The 22,618-nt window shown below is 63.1% G+C and carries 27 protein-coding genes and 1 pseudogene; 23 read left to right on the top strand and 5 right to left on the bottom strand.

What is annotated here, in order from left to right; all coding sequences use genetic code 11:
• The 4 genes and pseudogenes from VKR55_RS19290 to VKR55_RS19275 all read left to right on the top strand — a co-directional run.
• Positions 1–331 (top strand): annotated as a pseudogene (locus VKR55_RS19290) (hypothetical protein); the annotation flags it as partial.
• Positions 332–465: 134 nt separating this feature from the next.
• On the top strand, positions 466–954 hold the full coding sequence (locus VKR55_RS19285; RefSeq protein ID WP_414642397.1) for a pilus assembly protein N-terminal domain-containing protein: 489 nt from the start codon (positions 466–468) through the stop codon (positions 952–954).
• Between the two features lie 176 nt (positions 955–1,130).
• Complete coding sequence (locus VKR55_RS19280) at positions 1,131–1,685, top strand: TadE/TadG family type IV pilus assembly protein (protein WP_324405718.1); 555 nt, start codon at positions 1,131–1,133, stop codon at positions 1,683–1,685.
• Between the two features lie 8 nt (positions 1,686–1,693).
• Positions 1,694–2,371, top strand: a complete 678-nt coding sequence (locus VKR55_RS19275) for a TadE/TadG family type IV pilus assembly protein (RefSeq protein ID WP_324405717.1) — start codon at positions 1,694–1,696, stop codon at positions 2,369–2,371.
• A 107-nt stretch (positions 2,372–2,478) separates the two neighbouring features.
• Here the strand turns inward: VKR55_RS19275 and VKR55_RS19270 are convergent, their stop codons facing one another.
• The 3 genes from VKR55_RS19270 to VKR55_RS19260 all read right to left on the bottom strand — a co-directional run bounded on the left by VKR55_RS19270 (position 2,479) and on the right by VKR55_RS19260 (position 4,693).
• The gene (locus tag VKR55_RS19270) at positions 2,479–2,691 is read right to left on the bottom strand and encodes a cold-shock protein (protein ID WP_006612155.1); all 213 of its coding nucleotides are present in this window, start codon (positions 2,689–2,691) and stop codon (positions 2,479–2,481) included.
• A gap of 268 nt (positions 2,692–2,959) precedes the next feature.
• On the bottom strand, positions 2,960–3,250 hold the full coding sequence (gene infA, locus VKR55_RS19265) for a translation initiation factor IF-1 (protein WP_324405710.1): 291 nt from the start codon (positions 3,248–3,250) through the stop codon (positions 2,960–2,962).
• A 24-nt stretch (positions 3,251–3,274) separates the two neighbouring features.
• The gene (locus VKR55_RS19260; protein WP_324405721.1) at positions 3,275–4,693 is read right to left on the bottom strand and encodes a DEAD/DEAH box helicase; all 1,419 of its coding nucleotides are present in this window, start codon (positions 4,691–4,693) and stop codon (positions 3,275–3,277) included.
• Positions 4,694–5,241: 548 nt separating this feature from the next.
• On the opposite strand from VKR55_RS19260, the gene urtA reads away from it, so the two are divergent.
• From urtA to VKR55_RS19175, 17 genes are all read left to right on the top strand, one after another.
• Positions 5,242–6,573 (top strand): urea ABC transporter substrate-binding protein, encoded by a 1,332-nt coding sequence (gene urtA / locus VKR55_RS19255; RefSeq protein ID WP_324405709.1) that lies wholly within the window; start codon positions 5,242–5,244, stop codon positions 6,571–6,573.
• A 74-nt stretch (positions 6,574–6,647) separates the two neighbouring features.
• On the top strand, positions 6,648–8,258 hold the full coding sequence (gene urtB, locus VKR55_RS19250) for an urea ABC transporter permease subunit UrtB (RefSeq protein ID WP_324405707.1): 1,611 nt from the start codon (positions 6,648–6,650) through the stop codon (positions 8,256–8,258).
• Entirely contained in the window at positions 8,255–9,433 is a 1,179-nt protein-coding gene (gene urtC / locus VKR55_RS19245; protein ID WP_324405705.1) for an urea ABC transporter permease subunit UrtC, read from the top strand. Before urtB ends, urtC begins: the two co-directional genes overlap by 4 nt.
• Positions 9,430–10,191: an urea ABC transporter ATP-binding protein UrtD gene (gene urtD, locus VKR55_RS19240; protein WP_324405703.1), complete on the top strand. Its 762-nt coding sequence runs from the start codon at positions 9,430–9,432 to the stop codon at positions 10,189–10,191. The genes urtC and urtD overlap by 4 nt, the downstream gene beginning before the upstream one ends.
• Positions 10,192–10,196: 5 nt before the next feature.
• Positions 10,197–10,892, top strand: a complete 696-nt coding sequence (urtE, locus tag VKR55_RS19235; protein WP_324405701.1) for an urea ABC transporter ATP-binding subunit UrtE — start codon at positions 10,197–10,199, stop codon at positions 10,890–10,892.
• A gap of 37 nt (positions 10,893–10,929) precedes the next feature.
• Positions 10,930–11,766: an urease accessory protein UreD gene (locus VKR55_RS19230; RefSeq protein ID WP_324405699.1), complete on the top strand. Its 837-nt coding sequence runs from the start codon at positions 10,930–10,932 to the stop codon at positions 11,764–11,766.
• A gap of 38 nt (positions 11,767–11,804) precedes the next feature.
• A complete protein-coding gene (locus VKR55_RS19225) occupies positions 11,805–12,107 on the top strand; it encodes an urease subunit gamma (RefSeq protein ID WP_324405697.1) in 303 nt (100 codons plus the stop codon).
• Positions 12,104–12,676, top strand: a complete 573-nt coding sequence (locus tag VKR55_RS19220; RefSeq protein ID WP_324405695.1) for an HD domain-containing protein — start codon at positions 12,104–12,106, stop codon at positions 12,674–12,676. The genes VKR55_RS19225 and VKR55_RS19220 overlap by 4 nt, the downstream gene beginning before the upstream one ends.
• Positions 12,673–12,978 (top strand): urease subunit beta, encoded by a 306-nt coding sequence (locus VKR55_RS19215; RefSeq protein WP_324405693.1) that lies wholly within the window; start codon positions 12,673–12,675, stop codon positions 12,976–12,978. Before VKR55_RS19220 ends, VKR55_RS19215 begins: the two co-directional genes overlap by 4 nt.
• Before the next feature lie 7 nt (positions 12,979–12,985).
• Positions 12,986–13,252 (top strand): endonuclease domain-containing protein, encoded by a 267-nt coding sequence (locus tag VKR55_RS19210; RefSeq protein WP_324405692.1) that lies wholly within the window; start codon positions 12,986–12,988, stop codon positions 13,250–13,252.
• Positions 13,253–13,255: 3 nt separating this feature from the next.
• Positions 13,256–13,795: an HD domain-containing protein gene (locus VKR55_RS19205; protein ID WP_324405691.1), complete on the top strand. Its 540-nt coding sequence runs from the start codon at positions 13,256–13,258 to the stop codon at positions 13,793–13,795.
• A complete protein-coding gene (gene ureC, locus VKR55_RS19200; RefSeq protein ID WP_324405689.1) occupies positions 13,792–15,507 on the top strand; it encodes an urease subunit alpha in 1,716 nt (571 codons plus the stop codon). Before VKR55_RS19205 ends, ureC begins: the two co-directional genes overlap by 4 nt.
• A gap of 38 nt (positions 15,508–15,545) precedes the next feature.
• Positions 15,546–15,851, top strand: coding sequence for a putative quinol monooxygenase (locus tag VKR55_RS19195; protein WP_324405687.1), 306 nt, complete (start codon positions 15,546–15,548; stop codon positions 15,849–15,851).
• Complete coding sequence (gene ureE, locus VKR55_RS19190) at positions 15,848–16,462, top strand: urease accessory protein UreE (protein ID WP_324405685.1); 615 nt, start codon at positions 15,848–15,850, stop codon at positions 16,460–16,462. Before VKR55_RS19195 ends, ureE begins: the two co-directional genes overlap by 4 nt.
• Positions 16,443–17,180, top strand: coding sequence for an urease accessory protein UreF (locus VKR55_RS19185; RefSeq protein ID WP_324405719.1), 738 nt, complete (start codon positions 16,443–16,445; stop codon positions 17,178–17,180). The genes ureE and VKR55_RS19185 overlap by 20 nt, the downstream gene beginning before the upstream one ends.
• A 172-nt stretch (positions 17,181–17,352) precedes the next feature.
• On the top strand, positions 17,353–17,991 hold the full coding sequence (gene ureG / locus VKR55_RS19180; protein ID WP_324405683.1) for an urease accessory protein UreG: 639 nt from the start codon (positions 17,353–17,355) through the stop codon (positions 17,989–17,991).
• 337 nt (positions 17,992–18,328) lie between these two features.
• A complete protein-coding gene (locus VKR55_RS19175; RefSeq protein ID WP_324405681.1) occupies positions 18,329–19,987 on the top strand; it encodes an HWE histidine kinase domain-containing protein in 1,659 nt (552 codons plus the stop codon).
• Between the two features lie 118 nt (positions 19,988–20,105).
• Here VKR55_RS19175 and VKR55_RS19170 read toward each other — a convergent pair whose 3' ends face one another.
• Both VKR55_RS19170 and VKR55_RS19165 read right to left on the bottom strand, forming a co-directional pair.
• On the bottom strand, positions 20,106–20,651 hold the full coding sequence (locus VKR55_RS19170) for a sigma-70 family RNA polymerase sigma factor (RefSeq protein WP_324405680.1): 546 nt from the start codon (positions 20,649–20,651) through the stop codon (positions 20,106–20,108).
• Positions 20,651–20,887 (bottom strand): NepR family anti-sigma factor, encoded by a 237-nt coding sequence (locus tag VKR55_RS19165; RefSeq protein ID WP_324405678.1) that lies wholly within the window; start codon positions 20,885–20,887, stop codon positions 20,651–20,653. Before VKR55_RS19165 ends, VKR55_RS19170 begins: the two co-directional genes overlap by 1 nt.
• A 214-nt stretch (positions 20,888–21,101) precedes the next feature.
• Between VKR55_RS19165 and VKR55_RS19160 the strand changes: the two genes are divergently transcribed.
• Positions 21,102–21,908 carry a response regulator gene (locus VKR55_RS19160; protein WP_324405677.1) on the top strand — a complete coding sequence of 269 codons (807 nt, stop codon included), beginning with the start codon at positions 21,102–21,104 and terminating at the stop codon, positions 21,906–21,908.
• A 301-nt stretch (positions 21,909–22,209) separates the two neighbouring features.
• On the top strand, positions 22,210–22,602 hold the full coding sequence (locus tag VKR55_RS19155; protein ID WP_324405675.1) for a hypothetical protein: 393 nt from the start codon (positions 22,210–22,212) through the stop codon (positions 22,600–22,602).
• Positions 22,603–22,618 lie beyond the last annotated feature (16 nt).

Raw genomic sequence — 22,618 nt, 5'->3', positions numbered from 1 at the left:
GCCGGCAGCGGCTCTCAATGTGCTGAAAGCCCGCCATGCCAAACGCATCCTCAATGATCTTCCCTTTGCGGGCTATTTCATCGCGCGGGGCATTCCGGTCTTCATCGACGGGCGTGCCGAGCTTTATGGCGAACCTTTCGTCATGGCCTATTACCGCGCGATGCAGCTCAAGGACGTCAATGTGCTGCTCGCCCTGCTCAAGACCTATGACATCGATGCGGTGGTGCTGACGCCGGCAACGCCGGCCGTGACCTTCATGGATCATGCTCCGGGCTGGCAGCGGATCTATGCCGACGACAACGCCGTGGTGCATATCCGCGCGCCCAAATGACAAAACGCGCGATGCATCAACCTGCGACGGCTATATTTGCCCTTCCTTCATGAATTGAGGCCACACTCGCCGCGTCGGGCGCCGGTTCCGCTGCGTATCGCTTTTGCCGGCTCGTCAACGCCCCGGGGTTGAGTATGTTGTTGAGTTTCCTGCGTAATCCTGCACGTCCCCTGTTCGTTCTGGCGGTCGGGGCTCTGCTCTGGCCCTTGGCGTCATTGGCCGAGGCTGCACCGGACGCCATCGCCGTCAATGTCGACCAGGCCAGACTCGTGAAGCTGCCGGCCAAGGTCGCCACCATCGTGGTCGGCAACCCGCTGATCGCCGACGTCACCCTGCAGAACGGCGGCGTCGTCGTGGTGACGGGCAAGGGCTACGGCGCGACCAATTTCATCGCCATGGACAGCACCGGCGAGGTGCTGGTGGACCGCGAGATCCAGGTCGAGGGGCCGACCGAGGAGCTCGTCACCGTATATCGCGGCGTCGATCGCGAGACCTATAGTTGCACGCCGGTCTGCCAGCGCCGCATGACGCTCGGCGATGGCGACAGCTATTTCAAGTCGGTGAGCGATCAGGCCAATGCGCTGAGCACGCAGGCGAGCGGCTCGGCCACCGCCAACAAATAGCCCCGCCGCTGCGACCGCGCGCGGCGCCATTGCCGCCGCGCGGCTGGTTAACGATCTCCTAACCGGCTGGGCGGCTTTGCGCCAATTGCGCGAAACACTTCCACAATCAGTTTCAGCTAATGCTCGCCCCTTAAGTGATCGTTGTCCTCGTCCAGGATCGATCAGGGGATTGTTCGATGTCGCTGCTCGTGTCCTTCGCAAGGCTCCTGCGCCGCTTCCGGCGCAACCGCAGTGGAGCGTCTGCGCTGGAATTTGCGATCGTGGCGCCGGTCTTTCTCGTGCTCCTGTTTGCGATTCTCGAGACCGCGCTGATGTTTTTCGCGAGCCAGGTGCTCGAGACCATCACGCAGGATGCCGCGCGGATGATCCTGACCGGACAGGCGCAGAACGCCAACTATACCCAGCAGAATTTTCACGACTATGTCTGCAGCCAGATCCCGGCGCTGTTCAACTGCAACAACATCGCCGTCGACGTGGAGAGCTACAGCCAGTTCTCGCAGATCACATTCTCCAACCAGATCGACGGCAACGGCAATTTCACCACCAACGGCCTGGGGTACAACCCCGGTGGTGCGGGTTGCACCGTGGTGGTTCGGGTGTTCTATCCCTGGCAGCTCTTCGTCACCGGGCTCGGCTACAACATTGCGAACATGGCGAACGATCAGCGCCTCTTGATTGCTTCGGCCGCCTTCAAGAACGAGCCTTTCATGGCTGGCACCCCATGCTCATAGGCGGCACGATGAAGGCCATCATTTCCGGTCGCATGCGATCCAGACGGCGTTTCACCGACCTTTTGGGCGATTGCCGCGGCCTTGCGGCGACGGAATTTGCGATCATTTTGCCAATCATGCTGCTGGCGTTCTTCGGCACGGTCGAGTTCTGCTCGGCGGTGGCCATCGACCGCAAGGTCACGCTGACGGCGCGGACCCTGAGTGACCTGACCTCGCAGCAATCATCGACGGCCAACAGCAATACCTATAACAACGTAGCGGTGATTGCCGACCCCGACCTGCAGAACAATTTTGACGCCAGCATCGGAATCATGGCGGGTTATGACCCGTCGCCGGAAAAATTGACTCTGTCGGAAATCTACGTCGACTCGACCGGTGTCGCCAAGATTCAATGGAGCAAGGCCGCCATCATCGGGAAGGGCGCCTCACAGTCGACGATGGTCACTTCCCCGCGCAACGCTGGCGACGACGTGACGAGCGTCGTCCCCACCCAGCTCCTGGTCAAGAAGACCTATCTGATCTTCAGCGAGGTGAGCTACCAATACGTGCCCACCATCGGCTACGTGCTGAAGAACAGCGTCACTCTGAACGACGTCTCGTATACGCGGCCACGCCAGGCCTTGTGCATCACCTATAACCTCCAGCCCCAGCTGACTAACCCCGGCAACGCTTGTCCGCAGACATGACCCTTGCGCAAGGCGCAGGAAAAAGGCCGCGCTAGAGGCGCGGCCTTTTGGCATTCTCGAACTCTCTCAGGCGCAATCCTGCAAGGCTCCAGGCCTTGCCAGATCGCTCAGTTGGCGGCGCGCAGATTGTCGGCCGACGACTTGCCAGAGCGGCGATCCGCCACGATCTCGTAGGAGATCTTCTGGCCTTCACGCAACGTGCCGAGCCCGGCCCGTTCAACGGCCGAGATGTGCACGAACACATCGTTGCCGCCGTCATCCGGCTGGATGAAGCCATAGCCCTTGGTTGCGTTAAACCATTTCACGGTTCCCATGCTCACGGGATAGTCCCTTCTCAGGTATAGACTGTCGAAAACCCACTCATCGCGGGCTGGCGAGATCGAATTTTTGGAAGGGTCGTCAGCGTCTAAACCGGCTGTACCGGTGGATAGCTAATGTCGTCCGGCCGAAAATCGATTGTCTCCCATATTATGGGAAGCAGGCGTTCAAAACAATCCTGAGGTGCGCGAATTTTTCGCGTACGCGCCGGGCCGCGCAATGACACCATGTTGTCATGCACAGCCTTAAAGCCAACAAGAAAACGTCGGTTTATCGCCGACGGAACTGGCCACCGCGCGGTGCGCCGCGCGATGCCCCGCCCGGCGCCGCGCTCGGACGTTCGTCCTTGTGGCGGAAAATCAAGCGGCCTTTTTCGAGGTCGTAGGGCGACATCTCGATCGTCACGCGGTCGCCGGCCAGCGTCTTGATGCGATTTTTCTTCATCTTGCCGGCGGTGTAGGCGACGATCTCGTGGCCTGCATCGAGTTGCACACGGTAGCGTGCGTCGGGGAGGATTTCGGTGACCAGTCCTTCGAACTGGATCAGCTCTTCTTTAGCCATGGTTCGCTCCAGATCGGTGGACGGCTAGTTGGGTTGCTGGTTGCGGTTGGGTTTGTGGTTCGGTCGACTTTCGCGGTGCAAAAATGCCACGCCCTGTAGTCCCTCGGCCTTGCCGCTCGCTGGCGAACGGTTCGGCTCCTGACGGTTGATTTGCGGAGCGCCCTTATTACCACCACCACGGCGGTGACGGCGAGGGCCTTTCGACGCCGATGCACCGTCATGGGGACGCCCTGCATGCGGCCGCGGCGCCGGCCGGCCACCCCGGTGGTGCTGCTGGGCGGGTGTGGGAGCCGCGGCAGTGTCGTGCCGTCCGGCCGTCCGGCGGTCTTCGCGGGGCAGCGACATCCGAATCAACCGTTCAATGTCGCGCAGGTAGGAGAGTTCCTCGGCACCGGCCACGAGCGAGACTGCAATCCCGTCGGCGCCGGCGCGTGCGGTCCGGCCGATGCGGTGCACATAGGTCTCGGGAACGTTGGGCAAATCAAAATTGACGACATGGCTGATGCCGTCGACGTCGATGCCGCGGGCGGCGATGTCGGTCGCGACCAGCGTGCGGACCGCACCGGAGCGGAAAGCCGCCAGCACCCGCTCGCGATGGTTCTGCGACTTGTTGCCGTGAATGGCGTTGGCGGCGATGCCGGCTTTCGCAAGCTGCTTCACCACCTTGTCGGCGCCGTGCTTGGTGCGGGTGAACACCAGCGCGCGGTCGATCGGCTCACCGCGCAGGAGCTCGGCGAGGAAGGCTGATTTGGCTGCATGATCGACCTGGATGATGCGCTGGGTGATGCGCTCGGCCGTGGAAGCCACCGGCGTCACCGCCACGCGCGCGGGCTCGCGCAGCATGGCTCCCGCCAGCTCGGCGATGTCCTTCGGCATGGTCGCCGAGAAGAACAGCGTCTGGCGCCTGATCGGCAGCTTGGCCACGATCTTGCGGATGTCGTTGATGAAGCCCATGTCGAGCATGCGGTCGGCCTCATCCAGCACCAGGTACTCGACCTGGCCGAGCTTCAACGCATTGCCCTGCACGAGGTCGAGCAGGCGGCCGGGAGTGGCGACCAGCACCTCGACGCCTGGCATGACGGCGCGGACCTGGCGGCCCATCGGCACGCCGCCGATCGCGAGCGCCGAGGAGAGCCGGATGTGGCGCCCATAGGCGTTGAAGCTGTCGAGGATCTGTCCGGACAGCTCGCGCGTCGGGCTCAGCACCAGCACGCGGGCCGTCTTCGGCTGCGGCTTGATGCGGTTTTGCAGCAGGCGGTGCAGGATCGGAAGCGCAAAGGCTGCGGTCTTGCCGGTGCCGGTCTGGGCGATACCCACGACGTCGCGGCCGGAAAGCGCGAGCGGGATGGTCTGGGCCTGGATCGGGGTCGGGGTGATGTAGTTCTCTTCTCGAAGCGCTCGCGCGATGGCGTCGGCGAGGCCGAAATCCTGAAAGGAAGTCAAAAGCTGGTTCTTTCCATATGGACGGGTCACGCCCCGGCTTTGGCCGCCGGGCGGTGCCGTCATGTCAAAACACCCGCGTGTTGGGGGCGTCGATGTTGTTGGCTGAAAGGGCAAGCCAGAAGCCGCCAAAACGGGGCTTAAGAACACGCGGCTCGCGCCGACCCGGTCGCTTCGCTGCAAGCGATTCGCTTGGGTCTGGAGCCACATATGGCCTACGAACACGGCGCTTTCAAGGTGATTGGCCTTACATGGTGAGCAAAACCCATATCGCTGGCCTATTGCAGGTTGCGGCGCCAAAGAACTTATGCCGGAAATTTAGCCAAAGTATCATACCTGCATATAAAATAGACAGCTTGCCGCTTAAGCATACATTTGATGCGATCAAATAATAGGCAGGCCGGACGCCGATTGGCGGCTAATTCTTCAATTATTCCATGCCCTTACCGTGATTTCGGCCAATGGCATGGTTCTTGCGATTCCCTTAACGCAAGCGGCCGTGGGGCCGTTTCGCAGCGTTTTTCACGTCTGCGTCAGGGAGATGACACTTCATGCTTATTCAGACCACTCAACTCGCGAGGCCGCTCACCCGCCGCCGCTGGCTGGCGGCCGCCGCCGGCGTCGCCCTCGGCTTGGCCGGCTTCAGCTCGGCCAAGGCCGACGACAACACCATCAAGATCGGCATTCTCCACTCGCTTTCCGGCACCATGGCAATCAGCGAAACCACGCTGAAGGACGTGATGCTGATGCTGATCGACGAGCAGAACAAGAAGGGCGGCTTGCTCGGCAAGAAGCTCGAGCCCGTCGTCGTCGACCCGGCTTCGAACTGGCCGCTGTTCGCCGAAAAAGCGCGCGAGCTCATCACCAAGGACAAGGTCGCGGTCGTGTTCGGCTGCTGGACCTCGGTGTCGCGCAAATCCGTGCTGCCGGTGTTCAAGGAGCTGAACAACATCCTGTTCTATCCGGTGCAGTATGAGGGCGAGGAGTCCGAGCGCAACGTGTTCTATACGGGCGCCGCGCCGAACCAGCAGGCGATCCCCGCCGTCGACTACCTGATGAAGGAAGAGAAGGTGAAGCGCTGGGTGCTGGAAGGCACCGACTACGTCTATCCGCGCACCACCAACAAGATCCTGGAAGCCTATCTGAAGTCGAAGGGCGTTGCCGCCGACGACATCATGATCAACTACACGCCGTTCGGCTTCTCCGACTGGCAGACCGAGGTCTCCAAGATCAAGACCTTCGGCTCGGCCGGCAAGAAGACCGCGGTGGTCTCGACTATCAACGGCGACGCCAACGTTCCCTTCTACAAGGAACTCGGCAACCAGGGTATCAAGGCGACCGACATTCCGGTGGTCGCGTTCTCGGTGGGCGAGGAAGAGCTCGCTGGCCTCGACACCAAGCCGCTCGTCGGTCACCTCGCCGCCTGGAACTACTTCGAGTCGATCAAGACGCCTGCGAACGAGAAGTTCATCAAGGAATGGCACGACTTCACCAAGAATCCGAAGCGCACCACCAACGATCCGATGGAGGCGCACTACATCGGCTTCAACATGTGGGTGAAGGCGGTCGAGAAGGTGAAGTCGACCGATCCCGACAAGGTGATCGCTGCGCTGCCGGGCATCGAGGTTCCGAACCTCACCGGCGGCATGGCCAAGATGCTGCCGAACCACCACATCACCAAGCCGGTCTTCATCGGCGAAATCCGTGCCGACGGCCAGTTCAACATCGTCTCGCCGGACAATCCGAAGAAGGCGAAGCTGGTCCCGGGCGATGCGTGGTCCGACTATCTGCCGGGTTCCAAGGATCTCGAGGCCGACTGGGTGACGCTGAAGTGCGGCAACTACAACACGGTCACCAAGAAGTGCCTGGGTTCAGGCTCCTGATCGGGGCTTAGCTCAAGACGCGAGGAAGGCGGCGGTGTCGCCGCCTTCCTTCACACTCCTGCCGGGGTCGTCCAGTGTCCGCCAACGTCCTTGCCTGCTTGCGCACGCTTGCGCTTTCGATTCTGCTGATCGCTTTCGCGTCGCCGGCTTTCGCGGGTCCGTTCGAGGACTCCGTCGCCAAGTTCGCCAATGACGACTTCTCCGACACCGCGGATGCGGTTGCGGAGATCGCTGCATCGGGCAATCCGCGTGCCTACTCCATCATCAGCGCGCTTCAGGACGAGCGGCTGATGGCCGATTCCGACACCAAGAAAGTCTACATCAAGCAGCCCGACGGCAAGATCGTCGATGCCGCGACGGGCGCGCCCGTCGATAGCTTGCCGGACAACGCCTCCGAGGTGCGTCTCAACAACAAGCTGCGACGCCACGTTCAGGCGGCGCTCGGCGGCCTGACCCTCTTGTCGCCGGACCTCGAAACGCGGATTTCGGCGGCGAGGTCAGTCTTCAAGTCGCGCGAGGAATCCGCGCTGCCGGCGGTCGAAAGCGCATTGGCCAAGGAAACCGACGGCACGGCCAAGGCCGCGCTGCAACAGGCGCGCGCGGCCATTTTGCTGTTCAAGGATGACGCCACGGAGAAGCAGAAGCTCGATGCGGTCACGACGATCAGCTCCCGCGGCGATGAGGAAGCGCTGGCAATGCTGAACGACATCGGCAGCGGCCAGCCGCCGTCGGTTGCCAAGGCCGCATCCGCCGCCATCTCCTCGATCCAGAGCCGGCTTGCGATGTGGTCTGCCGTGCAGAACGCCTGGTACGGGCTGTCGCTCGGCTCGGTGCTGCTGCTTGCTGCGATCGGGCTTGCCATCACCTTCGGTGTGATGGGCGTCATCAACATGGCCCATGGCGAGATGGTGATGCTCGGGGCCTACACCACCTTCGTGGTCCAGGAGGTGATCCGTACCCAATATCCTGGCCTGTTCGATTATTCGCTCTTCATCGCCGTGCCGCTGTCCTTCCTGGTCGCGGGTGCCGTGGGCGTCCTGATCGAGCGTTCGATCATCCGCTTCCTCTATGGCCGGCCGCTGGAGACGCTGCTTGCGACCTGGGGCCTGTCGCTGGTGCTGCAACAGGCCGTGCGCACCGCCTTCGGCCCGACCAACCGCGAGGTCGGCAACCCCTCCTGGATGAGCGGCGCCTTCGAGCTTGGCCAGATCACCATCACCTATAACCGGCTCTGGATTCTCTGCTTCACGCTCGCCGTCTTTGCGATCCTGCTTGTCATGCTGCGCTACACCTCGCTGGGCTTGCAAATGCGCGCGGTCACGCAGAACCGGCGCATGGCGGCGTCCATGGGCATTGCGACCTCCCGCGTCGACGCGCTGACCTTCGGCCTCGGTTCCGGCATCGCCGGCATCGCCGGTGTCGCGCTGTCGCAGATCGACAATGTCAGCCCCAATCTCGGCCAGAGCTACATTATCGACAGCTTCATGGTCGTGGTGTTCGGCGGCGTGGGTAATCTGTGGGGCACGCTGGTCGGCGCCTTCTCGCTTGGCATCGCCAACAAGTTCCTGGAGCCGGTCGCCGGCGCCGTGCTCGGCAAGATCGCAATCCTGGTCCTGATCATCCTGTTCATTCAGAAGCGCCCGCGCGGGCTGTTCGCGCTCAAGGGGCGGGCGGTCGAAGCATGACCGCGCACATGCTCACCCGCTCGCTCGATCGCGCGGCGACCCTCTTCATCCTGGTGGTCGCTGCCTGTGGCATCCTGATTCCGCTCTCGAACCTGCTGCTGCCGTCGGCGTCGGCGTTCCACGTGCCGACCTATCTCGTGGCGCTGTGGGGCAAATATGTCTGCTACGCCGTGCTGGCACTTTCGATCGACCTGATCTGGGGCTATTGCGGCATTCTCTCGCTCGGCCATGGCGCTTTCTTCGCGCTCGGCGGCTATGCCATGGGCATGTACCTGATGCGCCAGATCGGCAGCCGCGGCGTCTACGGCAACCCGATCCTGCCGGACTTCATGGTGTTCCTCAACTGGCAGAAGCTGCCCTGGTACTGGAACGGCTTCGACATGTTCTGGTTTGCGGCGATCATGGTGGTGCTGGTCCCGGGTCTGCTCGCCTTCTGCTTCGGCTGGTTCGCCTTCCGCTCGCGCGTCACCGGCGTCTACCTTTCGATCATCACGCAGGCGATGACGTATGCGCTGCTGCTCGGCTTCTTCCGCAACGATTTCGGTTTCGGCGGCAACAACGGCCTGACCGACTTCAAGGACATTCTCGGATTCAACGTGCAGGCAGAAGGGACCCGCGCAACGCTGTTCGCCCTGAGCTGTCTGGCGCTGATCATTGCCTTCGTGATTTGCCGCGCGGTGGTGACCTCAAAGCTCGGCAAGGTCTTGATCGCCATCCGCGATGCCGAATCGCGCACGCGCTTCATCGGATATCGCGTCGAGTCCTACAAGCTGTTCGTGTTCACGCTGTCGGCCTGCATGGCCGGCGTCGCCGGCGCGCTTTATGTGCCGCAGGTCGGCATTATCAACCCGAGCGAATTTGCGCCGGGCAATTCGATCGAGGCCGTGATCTGGGTCGCGGTCGGCGGCCGCGGCACGCTGGTTGGCGCGGCGCTGGGCGCGATCGTGGTGAACTACGCCAAGACCTACTTCACCTCCGGGCCGCTCGCGCCCTACTGGCTGTTCATGCTGGGCGCGCTGTTCATCCTGGTGACGCTGCTGCTGCCGAAGGGGATCGTCGGCACCTTCAATAGCTGGTGGCAGCCCTTCAAGGCGCGGCAGGTCGCGCCGACTGCGGCAAGCGCGGCGGCGGAAGACGGCGTCAGCGAACCCAAGATGGGCGGAGTAGACGCATGAACGTCATGGATGTCCGCGCGACTTCGGCTCTGCTCTATCTCGACGGGGTGCACGTCTCCTTCGACGGCTTCCACGCCATCAACAATCTGTCGCTCACGCTCGAGCCCGGCGAGATGCGGGCCATCATCGGCCCCAACGGCGCCGGCAAGACCACGATGATGGATATCATCACCGGCAAGACCAGGCCGGACGAAGGCACCGTGCTGTTCGACGGCGTCACCGACCTGACCCGGCTCGACGAGACCCGCATCGCCGAGCTCGGCATCGGCCGCAAGTTCCAGAAGCCGACCGTATTCGAGAGCCAGACGGTCGAGGATAATCTCCTGCTCGCGCTCAACGTCGATCACAGCGTCCGCGGCACGCTGTTCTGGCGCGAGAGCAAGAGCGAGACCGAGCGTATCGAGAAGGTGCTGGAGACGATCCGCCTTACCGATGCGCGCAATCGGCTGGCCGAAAGCCTCTCGCACGGCCAGAAGCAGTGGCTCGAGATCGGCATGCTGCTGGCGCAGGACCCAAAGCTGCTTCTGGTCGACGAGCCCGTCGCGGGGATGACCGACGTCGAGACGCATCTGACCGCGGAGCTTCTGAAGGAGATCAACAAGAATCACACCGTGATGGTGGTCGAGCACGACATGACCTTCGTGCGCGAGCTCGGCGTCAAGGTCACCTGCCTGCATGAAGGCTCGGTGCTCGCGGAAGGCACGATCGACCAGGTGTCGTCGAACGAGCGCGTGATTGAAGTCTATCTGGGGCGCTAGTGACCATGCTCGAGGTCAAGGACATCAACCTGTACTACGGCGCGGCGCAGGCGCTGCGCGGCGTATCGATCTCGGCCGAGCCCGGCAAGGTCACCTGCGTGCTGGGACGCAACGGCGTCGGCAAGACCTCGCTGTTGCGCTCCCTCGTCGGCCAATATCCGATCGCCTCCGGCTCGATCCGGTTCGATGGCGCCGACATCACCGGCCTCAAGCCGTATGAGCGCGCGCGGCGCGGCATCGGCTTCGTGCCGCAGGGCCGCGAGATCTTCCCGCTGTTGACGGTCGAGGAAAACCTCAAGACCGGCTTTGGTCCCTTGAAGCGCGATGACCGCTACATTCCCGACGACGTGTTCTCGCTGTTTCCGGTGCTGCAATCCATGCTGGGCCGCCGCGGCGGCGACCTTTCCGGCGGCCAGCAACAGCAACTCGCGATCGGCCGCGCGCTGGTGATGCGGCCAAAACTGCTGTTGCTCGACGAGCCCACCGAGGGTATCCAGCCCTCCATCATCAAGGACATCGGCCGCGCGATCTCCTATTTACGCAATCTCGGCAACATCGCGATCGTGCTGGTCGAGCAATATCTCGACTTTGCCTGCGAGCTCGGCGACACTTTCGCGGTCATGGACCGGGGCGCGATCAAATATTCCTGTGACCGCGCGGGCCTCGATCCGGGCGAGATCAGCCGCCAGATGGCGCTATAGACCGTTCGCGGCGGCGCCGTGGGGAGCGTTGAAGCGGATGCAAACGGAGATCGCGCCTGCGACGTCAGCCATCTTTAGCGCCAACCGCGCCCGCGGTGCGGTGAGACTTGGCGTCTATCTGCGGGATGGCGTTACCCGGCGCGGCGACCTGCACGAATCCGGCTCGCTTCGCGTGCGCTTCCCCTCGCCGGAGGACGAGGGTCTGTCGGCGGTGTTCGTCAACACGGCGGGCGGCGTTGCCGGCGGCGACCGTTTTGATATCGAGATTGCTGCGCACGAAGGCGCGCGCCTTACGCTGACAATGGCTGCGGCCGAAAAGGTCTATCGCGCGATCGGCAAACCTGCCGAGCTCAACATCTCCCTCAAGGCAGCCGCAGGCGCGCATCTTGCCTGGCTGCCGCAGGAGACCATCCTGTTCGACCGCGCGCGGATCGCGCGGCGGATCGACATCGATCTCGCCGAGACCGCCTCGCTGCTGTTGTGCGAAATCGTGGTGTTTGGCCGTGCCGCGATGGGGGAGACGTTGCGTCATGGCGCGTTCATCGACTGCTGGCGCGTGAGGCGCGGCGGCAAGCTCGTCTTCGCGGAAAACGTGCGGCTCGAAGGCGACATCGGCGAAAAACTGTCCCGGCCCGCCGTTGCGAGCGGTGCCGCCGCGATCGGCACCGCGCTGATCGTGCCGGGCGACGAAGCGCTGGTCGAGCGCATCCGCGAAGTCCAGGATTCTTTTGCCGGCGAAGTCGGCATCTCCGCCTGGAATGGATTTGCAATGGCCCGCTTCTGTGCCCAAGATGCCGCGCGGCTGCGCACCGATATGATGGCGGTGCTCGGCCGCGCGTCGGGCCGAGCCTTGCCGCGGCTTTGGCTCACCTAGTCTGGCTCACTTGGATCGACGAAAAGCAGAGATATCGCATGAACCTGTCTCCCCGCGAAAAGGACAAGCTTCTGATTTCGATGGCGGCCATCGTGGCGCGGCGGCGCCTGGAGCGCGGCGTCAAGCTCAACCATCCGGAAGCTGTCGCCATCATTTCCGATTTCATCGTCGAGGGCGCGCGCGATGGCCGCACCGTGGCCGAGCTGATGCAGGCCGGCGCGCAAGTGTTGACCCGGGCGCAGGTGATGGACGGCATCCCCGAGATGATCCACGACATCCAGGTCGAGGCGACGTTCCCGGATGGGACCAAGCTCGTCACCGTGCATGAGCCGATCCGATGACGCCCGAAGGCACACGCCTGGTGACGCGCGCGGCCCGCTTCGCCGCGGAGAAGCATGCCGATCAGCGCCGCAAGGGATTGCGCCGCCAGCCCTACGTCAATCATCTTGCCGAAGTCGCCGATCTGCTTTCCGAGGCGACGGAGGGCGACGATGCCGTGCTGATTGCCGCCGGCTTTCTGCATGATACGATTGAGGATACACGGACCGGCATCGACGAGCTACGAGAGCTGTTCGGCGCGGAGATAGCCTCCCTGGTGATGGAGGTGACCGACGATAAAAGTCTGCCGAAAATGGAGCGGAAGCGGCTTCAGATCGCAATGACGCCGCACAAGAGCCGGCGCGCAAGGTTGCTCAAGATCGCCGACGCGACCAGCAACGTCAGGGCGCTCGAAGTTGATCCACCGGGCGACTGGGACATCGATCGCATACTGGACTATGTCGTCTGGGCCGAGCAGGTCATCGCCGGTTGCCGTGGCTTGAATCCGTTTCTTGAAGGGACATTCGATGCAGCGGTGGCGGCAGCTCGCGCGGCCATCAAAGCTCGCTTGGCAGAAGGAGCCCCCTCATGATCCCCGGCGAATTGTTCATCCAGGACGGCGAGATCGAGCTCAATGCCGGCCGCAAGACCGTGACGCTGACGGTTGCCAATACCGGTGACCGCCCGATCCAGGTCGGCTCGCACTATCATTTCTTCGAGACCAATCCGGCGTTGAAGTTCGAGCGCAAGAAAGCCCGCGGCATGCGGCTCGATATCGCCGCAGGCACCGCGGTGCGCTTCGAGCCGGGACAGACCCGTGAGGTGCAACTGGTGGCGCTCGCGGGAAAACGCACCGTCTACGGCTTCCGCGGCGACGTGATGGGAAAGCTGTGAGCTGCGAATGCACGTCGTGATCCAGAGCCATGATTTCGAGGGGCGCATCCGTCATGATGAGATGGGCGACCGTTGGTTCGCATCGCGCGGCTATCGCGTGCTTCGCTTCACAAATGACGATGTGATGCGGAATTTGGAGGGTGTTGCGCTCGCGATTCTTCAGGCAGCGGAGCAAGCGGCACCCCCCTCCCTGGCCCTCCCCCGCAAGGGTGGAGGGAACACGTCCGATGATGCGGCTGGCCCTGAGACGAACGGCTTTCAGGGAGACCAGTAAGCAATGCTCGCGCCGCTGCGTCTCGTTTCTGAAGCTGCCGAGCTTGCCGCGCGCCGGCATAACGGCATGGCGCGCAAGGGGCGTGGCAACGAGCCCTATATCAATCACCTCGCCGAGGTCGCGAACCTGCTCTCGGCCGCGACCGATGGCGCGGATGCGGAGCTTGTCGCGGCCGGTTGGCTCCATGACACCCTTGAGGATACCGAGACCACGCGCGAGGAGCTGGCCGAAAGGTTTTCCGAGCGCGTGGCGTCCCTCGTCGTCGAATGCACTGACGACATGGGCCTGCCGAAGGCCGAGCGTCGCCGGCTGCAGATCGTCAATGCCTCGCACAAATCGCCTGACGCCAAGCTGATCAAGATCGCCGACAAGATCAGCAATATCGGCGCGCGCATTCATGCCGATCCCAGCACCGATGAGCGTGACGATCTCGTCGACTATACCAATTGGGCCGAGCGGGTTGTCGCGGGTTGCCGCGGCGGCAATGCCTTTCTCGACCAGACCTTTGACAAAACCGTGAAGCTTGCGAGGAGCTCGTTGTGAGCACGAAAATCAAACGCTCCGTCTATGCCGACATGTTCGGGCCCACCACCGGCGACAAGGTGCGGCTCGCCGACACCGATCTCATCATCGAGGTGGAGAAGGATTTCACCACCTATGGCGAGGAGGTGAAGTTCGGCGGCGGCAAGGTGATCCGGGACGGCATGGGCCAGTCGCAGGCGACCAACAAGCAGGGCGCGGCCGACACCGTCATCACCAATGCGCTGATCGTGGATCACTGGGGCATCGTCAAGGCCGACGTTGCCATCAAGGAAGGCCATATCAGCGCCATCGGCAAGGCCGGTAACCCGGACATCCAGCCCGGCGTGACCATCGTCATCGGCCCCGGCACCGACGTGATCGCGGGCGAGGGAAAAATTCTCACCGCCGGCGGCTTCGACAGTCATATCCATTTCATCTGCCCGCAGCAGATCGAGCACGCGCTGATGAGCGGCGTCACCTCAATGCTCGGCGGCGGCACCGGCCCATCGCACGGCACCTACGCCACCACCTGTACGCCAGGCCCCTGGCACATGGCGCGGATGATCCAGTCGTTCGACGCCTTTCCGGTCAATCTCGGCATTTCCGGCAAGGGCAATGCCTCGCGACCGGCCGCGCTGGAGGAGATGATCAAGGCCGGCGCCTGTGCGCTGAAGCTGCATGAGGACTGGGGCACGACGCCGGCAGCGATCGACAATTGCCTTTCGGTCGCCGATGACTACGACATCCAGGTGATGATCCACACCGACACGCTGAACGAGTCGGGATTCGTCGAGGATACGGTCAAAGCATTCAAGGGCCGCACCATCCACGCCTTCCACACCGAGGGCGCCGGCGGCGGCCATGCGCCCGACATCATCAAGATCGCGGGGTTGAAGAACGTGCTGCCGTCCTCGACCAACCCGACGCGGCCGTTCACGCGCAACACCATCGACGAGCATCTCGACATGCTGATGGTGTGCCATCATCTCGATCCCGGCATCGCGGAAGACCTCGCCTTTGCCGAAAGCCGCATCCGCAAGGAGACCATCGCGGCGGAGGATATCCTGCACGATCTCGGCGCGCTCTCGATGATGTCGTCGGACTCGCAGGCCATGGGCCGGCTCGGCGAGGTCATCATCCGTACCTGGCAGACCGCCGACAAGATGAAGAAGCAGCGTGGCGCGCTTCCGCAGGACAAGGGCAAGGACAATGACAATTTCCGCGTCAAGCGCTACATCGCCAAATACACCATCAACCCCGCGATCGCGCATGGCGTCTCGAAGCTGATTGGGTCGGTGGAGAAGGGCAAGCTGGCCGACCTCGTGCTGTGGTCGCCCGCTTTCTTCGGCGTCAAGCCGGAATGCGTGATCAAGGGCGGTTCGATTGTGGCCGCTCCCATGGGCGATCCGAACGCGTCGATCCCGACGCCGCAGCCCGTCCACTACCAGCCGATGTTTGCCGCCTTCGGCAAGTCCCTGACAGCCTCATCCGTGGTGTTTACGTCCAAGGCTGCGGTGACGGCCAACCTCGGCCGCAAGCTCGGCATAACCAAGCAGCTCCACGCAGTCCAAAATACCCGCGGAAAGATCTCGAAAAAGAGCATGATCCATAACGACGCCACGCCTAATATCGAGGTGGACCCGGAGACCTATGAGGTGCGCGCCGATGGCGAGCTCCTGACCTGCGAGCCGGCCGAGGTGCTGCCCTTGGCGCAGCGCTATTTCATGTTCTAAAAGGCAAAGACATAACAAGAAGCAAGGGAGAGCTTTCCATGATCTATGTTGTCGCCACCACGCAAATGAAGCCTGAAGGCCGAGAGGCTTTTATCAAGGGCCACAAAGCCTGCATTGCCGAGACGCGCAAGGAAACGGGCTGCCTCTCCTATGAAGGCCATACCAGCGTGAACGACCCCAACGTCTATGTGGTGGTCGAGCGCTGGGAAAGTCGCGAGGACCTCAACGCGCATGCGCGGGCACCGCATATGAAAGTGTGGCGCGAATTGTCCGCGCCGCTGAAGGCTTCGCCGACGGTGATCGAGATCATCAGCGAAGCCAAGGTCGACAAGATTTCCGCATGATCCGCGCGACCAAGGTCCTGGGACAGCATCGCTGGACCGAAGCGCCGGCCGACACCATCGTGCTCGATTTCGACGACCGGCACCGGCGGCGCATGGCGATGACGGGCACGCGCGGACTGGAGTTCCTGCTCGACCTCGAGAACGCCGTCGCGCTGCGCGGCGGCGACGCCCTGGTGCTCGAGGACGGCAGGCTGATCGAGGTGGTGGCCGCGCCCGAGCCGCTGCTCGAGATCAAGGGAAGCGACCCGCATCATCTGATCCGGGTCGCCTGGCATCTCGGCAATCGTCATCTGCCGACCCAGATCATGCCCAGGGGCCTGCGCATCCGCCGCGATCACGTCATCGAGGCGATGGTCAAAGGGCTGGGCGCACGCGTCATCGAGATCGAGGCGCCGTTCGATCCTGAGGGCGGCGCCTATGCAGGTCCGGCGCATGGTCATGCGCATGAGGAGCATGGTCACACCGGCCATGATCACGCGCACGACCATGACCATCATCATCACCATGATCACGACGACCATCATCACCATCATGATCATGGCCGCCACCATCACGACCATGGCGGGGACGAGCATCATCACGGCCATTCCCATGCTCATGACCACGAATGAGCCGCCGCCGGTCGACGGCCGCAGCGCGATGACGGAGGTTGACCAGGCGGCGCTATATCGGCTGATGACATGGCTGTCGCCGTCCTTTCCGGTCGGCGGCTTCTCCTATTCCAGTGGCCTTGAATGGGCGGTCGAGGCCGGCGACATCGGTGATGCCGCTTCGCTCCGGGAGTGGCTCGCCGCAATGCTTGCCGACGGTTCCGGTTTTTGCGACGCGGTGTTTTTGGCGGCGGCGCATCGCGCGGTCGAAGCCGACAACGCGAGGGCCTTGCGCGAGGTCGCCGAGCTTGCGGCGGCTTTCGTGCCGTCGCGGGAGCGGCAACTGGAAACCTCGACCCAGGGCCGCGCCTTCGTCGAGATCGCACGCGCTGCCTGGGATTGCGATGGGCTCGATCAGGTGATCGCGCAATGCGGCGGCACAATCGTCTATCCCGTTGCGGTCGGCATCGTCAGCGCCGCGCACGCGATCCCGCTCGAGCCCAGCGTGCACGCATTTCTGCATGCCCTCGTGTCGAACTGGATCTCGGCGGGTGCGCGCCTCATTCCGCTCGGGCAGACCGACAGCCAGCGCGTGCTGGCGGCGCTGGAGGGTGCTGTGGCTGCGACCGCGAGGCGCGCGATTGACGCAAGCCTCGACGATCTTGGCAGCGGGACATTCCGCGCCGATCTCGCCAGCCTCCACCACGAGACGCAATATACGAGGCTGTTTCGGTCATGAAGAGTTACTCCGCCGTCGTCCCGGCCAGGCGAGCAACGCGAGTGCGAGCCGGGACCCATAACCACAGGCGCTCGCGGTTATGCGACGCTGCGGCTAAAATAGGTCGCGGTAACCGGCTTCCGTGGTTAAGGGTCCCCGCTTTCGCGGGGACGACAGTGGAGTGATGTTCGATATGTCCAAATCTCATGGCCCGCTCAGAATTGGCGTCGGCGGTCCTGTCGGCTCCGGCAAGACTGCGCTGATGGATCTGCTCTGCAAGTCGATGCGCGAGCATTACGACATCGCGGCGATCACCAACGACATCTACACAAAATGGGATGCTGAATTCCTGGTGCGCTCGGGCTCGTTGACACCCGACCGCATCGCCGGCGTCGAGACCGGCGGTTGCCCGCACACCGCGATCCGCGAGGACGCCTCGATGAATCTCGCGGCGGTGGCCGACATGCGCGCCAAATTCCCCGATCTCGATCTGGTGCTGATCGAATCCGGCGGCGACAATCTGGCCGCCACGTTCTCGCCTGAACTCGCCGACCTCACGATCTACGTCATCGACGTCGCGGCCGGCGACAAGATTCCGTCCAAGGGCGGCCCCGGAATCACCCGCTCCGACCTCCTGGTCATCAACAAGATCGATCTCGCGCCCTATGTCGGCGCGTCGCTGGAGAAGATGGACGCCGACGCGCGGCGGATGCGCGGCGAGCGGCCGTTCGTCATGACCAACCTGAAGACGAGCCAGGGGCTGGACCGCATCATCGGCTTCATCGAGGTCAAGGGCGGTCTCAGGCCGCAGCCGCGCGCCAGATCCGCCTGACCAGGTCTCCCCGCGCGAACCCCGTCTGAGTTGAACCTCGGCCAGCGCGTTAACCTTGTCGGCGCCGCGAGCCTGGAAATCCTTAGAAACATTAAAAAAGCCGCCTGCCAGCGGGAACCAACCGGGCGTTTGACAGTTGAGGTACTCCGAGTCCGGCGGCAAATGCGTCGCGCGCCGATCCCGTTAAGCTTCGAAGCCGGCTGTAGTTGCGCATTCAAGATGGCTCCATCACTATATCCCCCGGTTGGCTTTCATTGCGTTCTGAATTATTGCCTTCCTCCCGGATCATCGATGTGTAACCCAGGTCTCCGCCAACCCGTCACACCAGAGTAAACGAGTGGTTCGGCTGGGCTTCATCATTGGCTTGATTGCACTGATCGGAGCTCTGCTCTCGGGGCTTGCCGCCTATCGGGTCCACGAACAAGAGCTGACGCTGGATGGCATCGCGCTGGCCCGCGCGATCGACGTTCATGCGAGCCTGGTACAGGACCGCCTGACGGAACGCGAACTCCTGGCGCGCGTCGCCTCCGGTCTGTTTCGCGCGCCGTCGATGGTCAAGGCCAACATGCTGCAGCCACTGCGCTCGGCGATCTATGCCTTCAAGACCGATTTCGTGATCGCTTCCTGGATTGCACGGCTGAAGCCCGCCGATTTCGAGGTGGCGAGCAAGGCGCTGGCCGCCGCCGGATTTCCCAATCCGACGGTCCGCAACTTTGACGACAAGCCGCTTGATCCTCGCGCCATCGGAAAGAACATCGACGTGCTGATGGACGTCGAACCGCGCAACGCCGTGACCCGAACATTCGCGGGACGCGCGCTCGACGATTCGCCTGCCGTCGGCGCCATGCTGTCGCGGGTGATGACGGAGGGCAAGCCGGTCTCGTCCGATCCCATTGACCTGTCGCGGCCGAATGGGGTGACCGGCCTCGTGCTGGCCGCTCCGGTGATGCTGGAAGGCGCCTCGGAACCAGTTGGGTTCGTGACGTTTTCCTACGAGCTCGGGCCGTTGATGCTGACCAACGACGATTTGTCGCTGTTCTCGGTCGCACTGAAGGATCCGCGTGCCGACGGCGCCGAGCTGGTCGCCAACGATCGCGGCGTCGTGAGCTCGCGCAAGGTCGCGACCGACGGACCGGTGCCGTCGGCGGTGCGGACCGTGACCTTCGGCAACCGCGATTGGTCGCTGGTCTATTACGCCAAAACCAATGCGACCAAGCGCGCCGAGCAGACCGCCGCCATCGTCGGCGCGATCGGGCTCGCGCTGACCGGCATCGTCTGCGGCCTGTTCGGCTATGTCGTCTACAACAATTTCAGGCTCAGCCGCGAGATTCAGGTGCGCATCGGCTTCGAGCGTCGGCTGACCGCCGTCATCGACGAGCTGAACCACCGGGTGAAGAACATTCTCGCGGTGATTCAGTCGATCGTGACGCGCACCTTGCGCCACGGCTCCGACGTCGACGTTGCGCGCGAATTGCTGATCGGGCGCATCCATGCGATGGCGAACGTGGTTTCGCTGCTCAGCGAAAGCCAATGGCAGGGCGTCAAGCTGAGAGGGCTGTTCGAGGCGCGTGCGATCCCGCATGCCGACCGCATTGCCGTCTCTGGTCCCGACATCGCCGTCTCCGCGCGTGCCGCGCAGAGCCTGTCGCTCCTCTTCTTCGAGCTTGCCTCGCATTCCGACGAGGGTCTGTCGCTGGTAGGCAAGCATCCGCACATCGTTGCGAAGTGGGAGGTGATGGGCGAGACGCCGAGCACGATCTTCACGTTCCGCTGGGAGGAGTTCAACACCAGCGAGGCGACGCGCCGGCCGGATAGCGATTTCGGCCTGATTCTGCTGGACCGCGTCGCGCCGGAAGCGCTGGGCGGCACCTCGAAGCGCTATTTCACCGACGTGTCCTATGTCTACGAATTGACCGCGCCGATGGAGACCGTCGTCGACATGAACGAGCGCGACCGTACCGAGCAGCTCTCCGCGCCGGTGCGGCCGGTCAAATAACGCTCGATGACACTGTAGCGATTTATCACGGCTCTGCGCTCAGCGAGCCTGACGTCTGACGAACATTCGCGCAGCCCGCAGGTCTCGTTTGGACGCGGCGACCGGCGGCGGATAGGCCTTACCCGTTTCCGCCGATCACCGCCCGCACGGTCTCGTCGGGTCCGAAATCCTCGGCGCCGTCGACGTAAAGCAGGGCTGCGAGCTTGGAGCGCGCGCGGTTGACGCGGCTCTTGATGGTGCCGACCGCGCAGCCGCAGATCGTCGCGGCGTCCTCATAGGAGAAGCCGGACGCGCCGACCAGGATCAAAGCCTCGCGCTGGTCCTGCGGGAGCTTGTCGAGCGCGGCGCGGAATTCCTCGAATTCCAGGTGCGCGCTCTGCGCAGGCTGCGTCTTCAGCGTCTTGGCATAGTTGCCCTCGGCGTCCTCGACCTCGCGCCGCCGCTTGCGATAGTCGGAGCGAAACAAGTTGCGCAGGATCGTGAACAGCCACGCCGGCAGGTTCGAGCCTGGTTGGAACGAGTCGATATTGGCGAGCGCCCGCAGCAGCGTCTCCTGCACGAGATCGTCGGCGCGGTCGCCATTACCGCTGAGTGAGATCGCAAATGCACGCAAGCTCGGTACTGCAGCCAGAATGTCATTGCGAAGGGCATCCGTGAGAGGCATTAGTCCCTCCCATCTTCGTTGGTCGTGTTACCGCCGGTATTGCCCACTTGGGGTGAGGCAGGAGGAACATCAAGCTTGCGGATCAATTCCGCGAAACGTTCGGGCACTCCCTGCCGCACAACGTCGTCATACATGGCGCGAAGCTGGTGGCCGATTCTTGACTGGATTTCGGCATTGAGGCCACCCTGCTTTCCCGGCGCCGGATTCTTGCTGGCTTGAGACTTTACATCCTTCATGACCTGTTCCACGTTTCCCCGTGAGTTAAGTCCCTGTAGGTCCAACAATTTCTGGTTTTCGAGGACTTCCGTAAGGAACCTAATGCGACTGCAAGGGAAAAGTTCCGAGCATGAATGGAACTTTTCTTTGCGTAATGCGTAGACGTCCGATTAGGGGGAGGAGCCACCCCCGTCGCAGCATGGCCCGAGGTGGATCAAGACGGATGGAGTGGGGATGACCCGATCACAGCTTGTTGCTGAACATTTGCCGCTGTTGCGCCGCTATGCCCGCGCCCTGACCGGAAGCCAGACATCTGGCGACGCCTATGTTGCCGCGATGCTGGAAGCCCTGTTGCAGGATCCCGCGCTGCTCGACGAGAAGTACGGAGCCCGCGCCGGGCTGTTCAGGCTGTTCACGCGGATCTGGAATTCGGTCTCGATCAACGACGACGCCGACATCACGACGCTGCCGATGCCGCCTGAGCGCCGGCTGTCCAACATCACGCCGCTGCCGCGCCAGGCTTTCCTGCTGCTTTCGCTGGAAGGCTTTCCGGAGGAAGAGGTTGCCTACATCCTCGGGAGCGATGTCGCCGAGACGCGGCGGCTTGCGGACGTGGCGGGCCGCGAGATGGCGGCCGAGATCGCGACCGATGTTCTGATCATCGAGGACGAAACCTTCATCGCCATGGACCTGGAAAGCCTGGTGCGTAACCTCGGCCACAACGTCATCGGCGTGGCGCGCACCCACGCGGACGCGGTGGCGCTGGCCAAGAACCGGAAGCCGGGGCTGATCCTCGCCGACATTCAACTCGCCGACGGTTCGTCCGGGCTCGACGCCGTCAACGAATTGCTGCGCAGCTTCGAGGTGCCGGTGGTGTTTATCACGGCTTATCCCGAACGCTTCCTCACCGGCGAGCGCCCCGAGCCGGCGTTCCTGATCTCCAAGCCCTTCCAGCCCGCGATGGTGTCGGCGGTGGCGAGCCAGGCGCTGTTCTTCCAGCGCAATTCCCGCAACCGCGCCCCGAGGGCGGCGGCGTCCTGAACCGGGGTTGTTGAATCCAAGTTTGATCCGGCGCGTCCGACGGGGCGCGCCGGATTTTTGTTTCGTGCCGAGCGCAGGCAAAAAAGCAGGGCGCGGCTGGCATCACCACAGCCGCGCCCTACATCGCCGGTCAATGGGGCAGGGGGGAATAACCGGCTGCCGGGATGACTCGCAGCGCTACAAGTCGTTCCAACGCGCTCAAAAATAATTTCAGACACGGTTATGTGATCAGCCCGTCCGAGAACTCGGCTCGTGTGACTAACGTTTGAGTCACCGATCGCCAGCAGGCGAGGGACCAGCTATGTCACACCTACGCAAGGGAATTTTCGGCGTCATCGCCGTTGCGATGACATGTGGTGCAGTGCAATTCGCCGCCGGCGAAGACCTGACGGTAGGCATGCGGACGGCCGGGATGCCGGATCAGGGCGTCAATCGGGCCGCGAAAGCCGACCGCGCCCCGATCGTTGCGGAACCGGTTACGCCGACGCAGACCATTTCGATCCATGTCGATCGCTTTCCCGATACCTCCGTGCTGGTGCGCATTCCAGCGTCGCATGAAGCGCGGAGCAGCTCCGCGCCGAGCCCCGTCCAGCTTCGGTCCGGTGCGAAGAAGCCGACGGTGGCCTGCGAGCCTGTTGTCAGCGTGCTCACCGACATCGCCAAGCGCCTCGAGCCCGGCCGCTGCGTTACCTGAGCTGAAAATCGGATCG

The organism is Bradyrhizobium sp., assembly GCF_035309285.1.
GTDB lineage: Bacteria > Pseudomonadota > Alphaproteobacteria > Rhizobiales > Xanthobacteraceae > Bradyrhizobium.
This window is presented reverse-complemented; position numbering and strand designations above follow the sequence as displayed.

Excerpts from the sequence above, each read along its gene's own strand:
- VKR55_RS19285 (WP_414642397.1), top strand. The coding sequence starts at position 466 with ATGTTGTTGAGTTTCCTGCGTAATCCTGCACGTCCCCTGTTCGTTCTG.
- VKR55_RS19280 (WP_324405718.1), top strand. The coding sequence starts at position 1,131 with ATGTCGCTGCTCGTGTCCTTCGCAAGGCTCCTGCGCCGCTTCCGGCGC.
- VKR55_RS19275 (WP_324405717.1), top strand. The coding sequence starts at position 1,694 with ATGAAGGCCATCATTTCCGGTCGCATGCGATCCAGACGGCGTTTCACC.
- infA (WP_324405710.1), bottom strand. The coding sequence starts at position 3,250 with ATGGCTAAAGAAGAGCTGATCCAGTTCGAAGGACTGGTCACCGAAATC.
- urtA (WP_324405709.1), top strand. The coding sequence starts at position 5,242 with ATGCTTATTCAGACCACTCAACTCGCGAGGCCGCTCACCCGCCGCCGC.
- urtC (WP_324405705.1), top strand. The coding sequence starts at position 8,255 with ATGACCGCGCACATGCTCACCCGCTCGCTCGATCGCGCGGCGACCCTC.
- urtD (WP_324405703.1), top strand. The coding sequence starts at position 9,430 with ATGAACGTCATGGATGTCCGCGCGACTTCGGCTCTGCTCTATCTCGAC.
- urtE (WP_324405701.1), top strand. The coding sequence starts at position 10,197 with ATGCTCGAGGTCAAGGACATCAACCTGTACTACGGCGCGGCGCAGGCG.
- VKR55_RS19230 (WP_324405699.1), top strand. The coding sequence starts at position 10,930 with ATGCAAACGGAGATCGCGCCTGCGACGTCAGCCATCTTTAGCGCCAAC.
- VKR55_RS19225 (WP_324405697.1), top strand. The coding sequence starts at position 11,805 with ATGAACCTGTCTCCCCGCGAAAAGGACAAGCTTCTGATTTCGATGGCG.
- VKR55_RS19220 (WP_324405695.1), top strand. The coding sequence starts at position 12,104 with ATGACGCCCGAAGGCACACGCCTGGTGACGCGCGCGGCCCGCTTCGCC.
- VKR55_RS19215 (WP_324405693.1), top strand. The coding sequence starts at position 12,673 with ATGATCCCCGGCGAATTGTTCATCCAGGACGGCGAGATCGAGCTCAAT.
- VKR55_RS19210 (WP_324405692.1), top strand. The coding sequence starts at position 12,986 with ATGCACGTCGTGATCCAGAGCCATGATTTCGAGGGGCGCATCCGTCAT.
- VKR55_RS19205 (WP_324405691.1), top strand. The coding sequence starts at position 13,256 with ATGCTCGCGCCGCTGCGTCTCGTTTCTGAAGCTGCCGAGCTTGCCGCG.
- VKR55_RS19195 (WP_324405687.1), top strand. The coding sequence starts at position 15,546 with ATGATCTATGTTGTCGCCACCACGCAAATGAAGCCTGAAGGCCGAGAG.
- ureE (WP_324405685.1), top strand. The coding sequence starts at position 15,848 with ATGATCCGCGCGACCAAGGTCCTGGGACAGCATCGCTGGACCGAAGCG.
- VKR55_RS19185 (WP_324405719.1), top strand. The coding sequence starts at position 16,443 with ATGCTCATGACCACGAATGAGCCGCCGCCGGTCGACGGCCGCAGCGCG.
- ureG (WP_324405683.1), top strand. The coding sequence starts at position 17,353 with ATGTCCAAATCTCATGGCCCGCTCAGAATTGGCGTCGGCGGTCCTGTC.
- VKR55_RS19170 (WP_324405680.1), bottom strand. The coding sequence starts at position 20,651 with ATGCCTCTCACGGATGCCCTTCGCAATGACATTCTGGCTGCAGTACCG.
- VKR55_RS19165 (WP_324405678.1), bottom strand. The coding sequence starts at position 20,887 with ATGAAGGATGTAAAGTCTCAAGCCAGCAAGAATCCGGCGCCGGGAAAG.
- VKR55_RS19160 (WP_324405677.1), top strand. The coding sequence starts at position 21,102 with ATGACCCGATCACAGCTTGTTGCTGAACATTTGCCGCTGTTGCGCCGC.
- VKR55_RS19155 (WP_324405675.1), top strand. The coding sequence starts at position 22,210 with ATGTCACACCTACGCAAGGGAATTTTCGGCGTCATCGCCGTTGCGATG.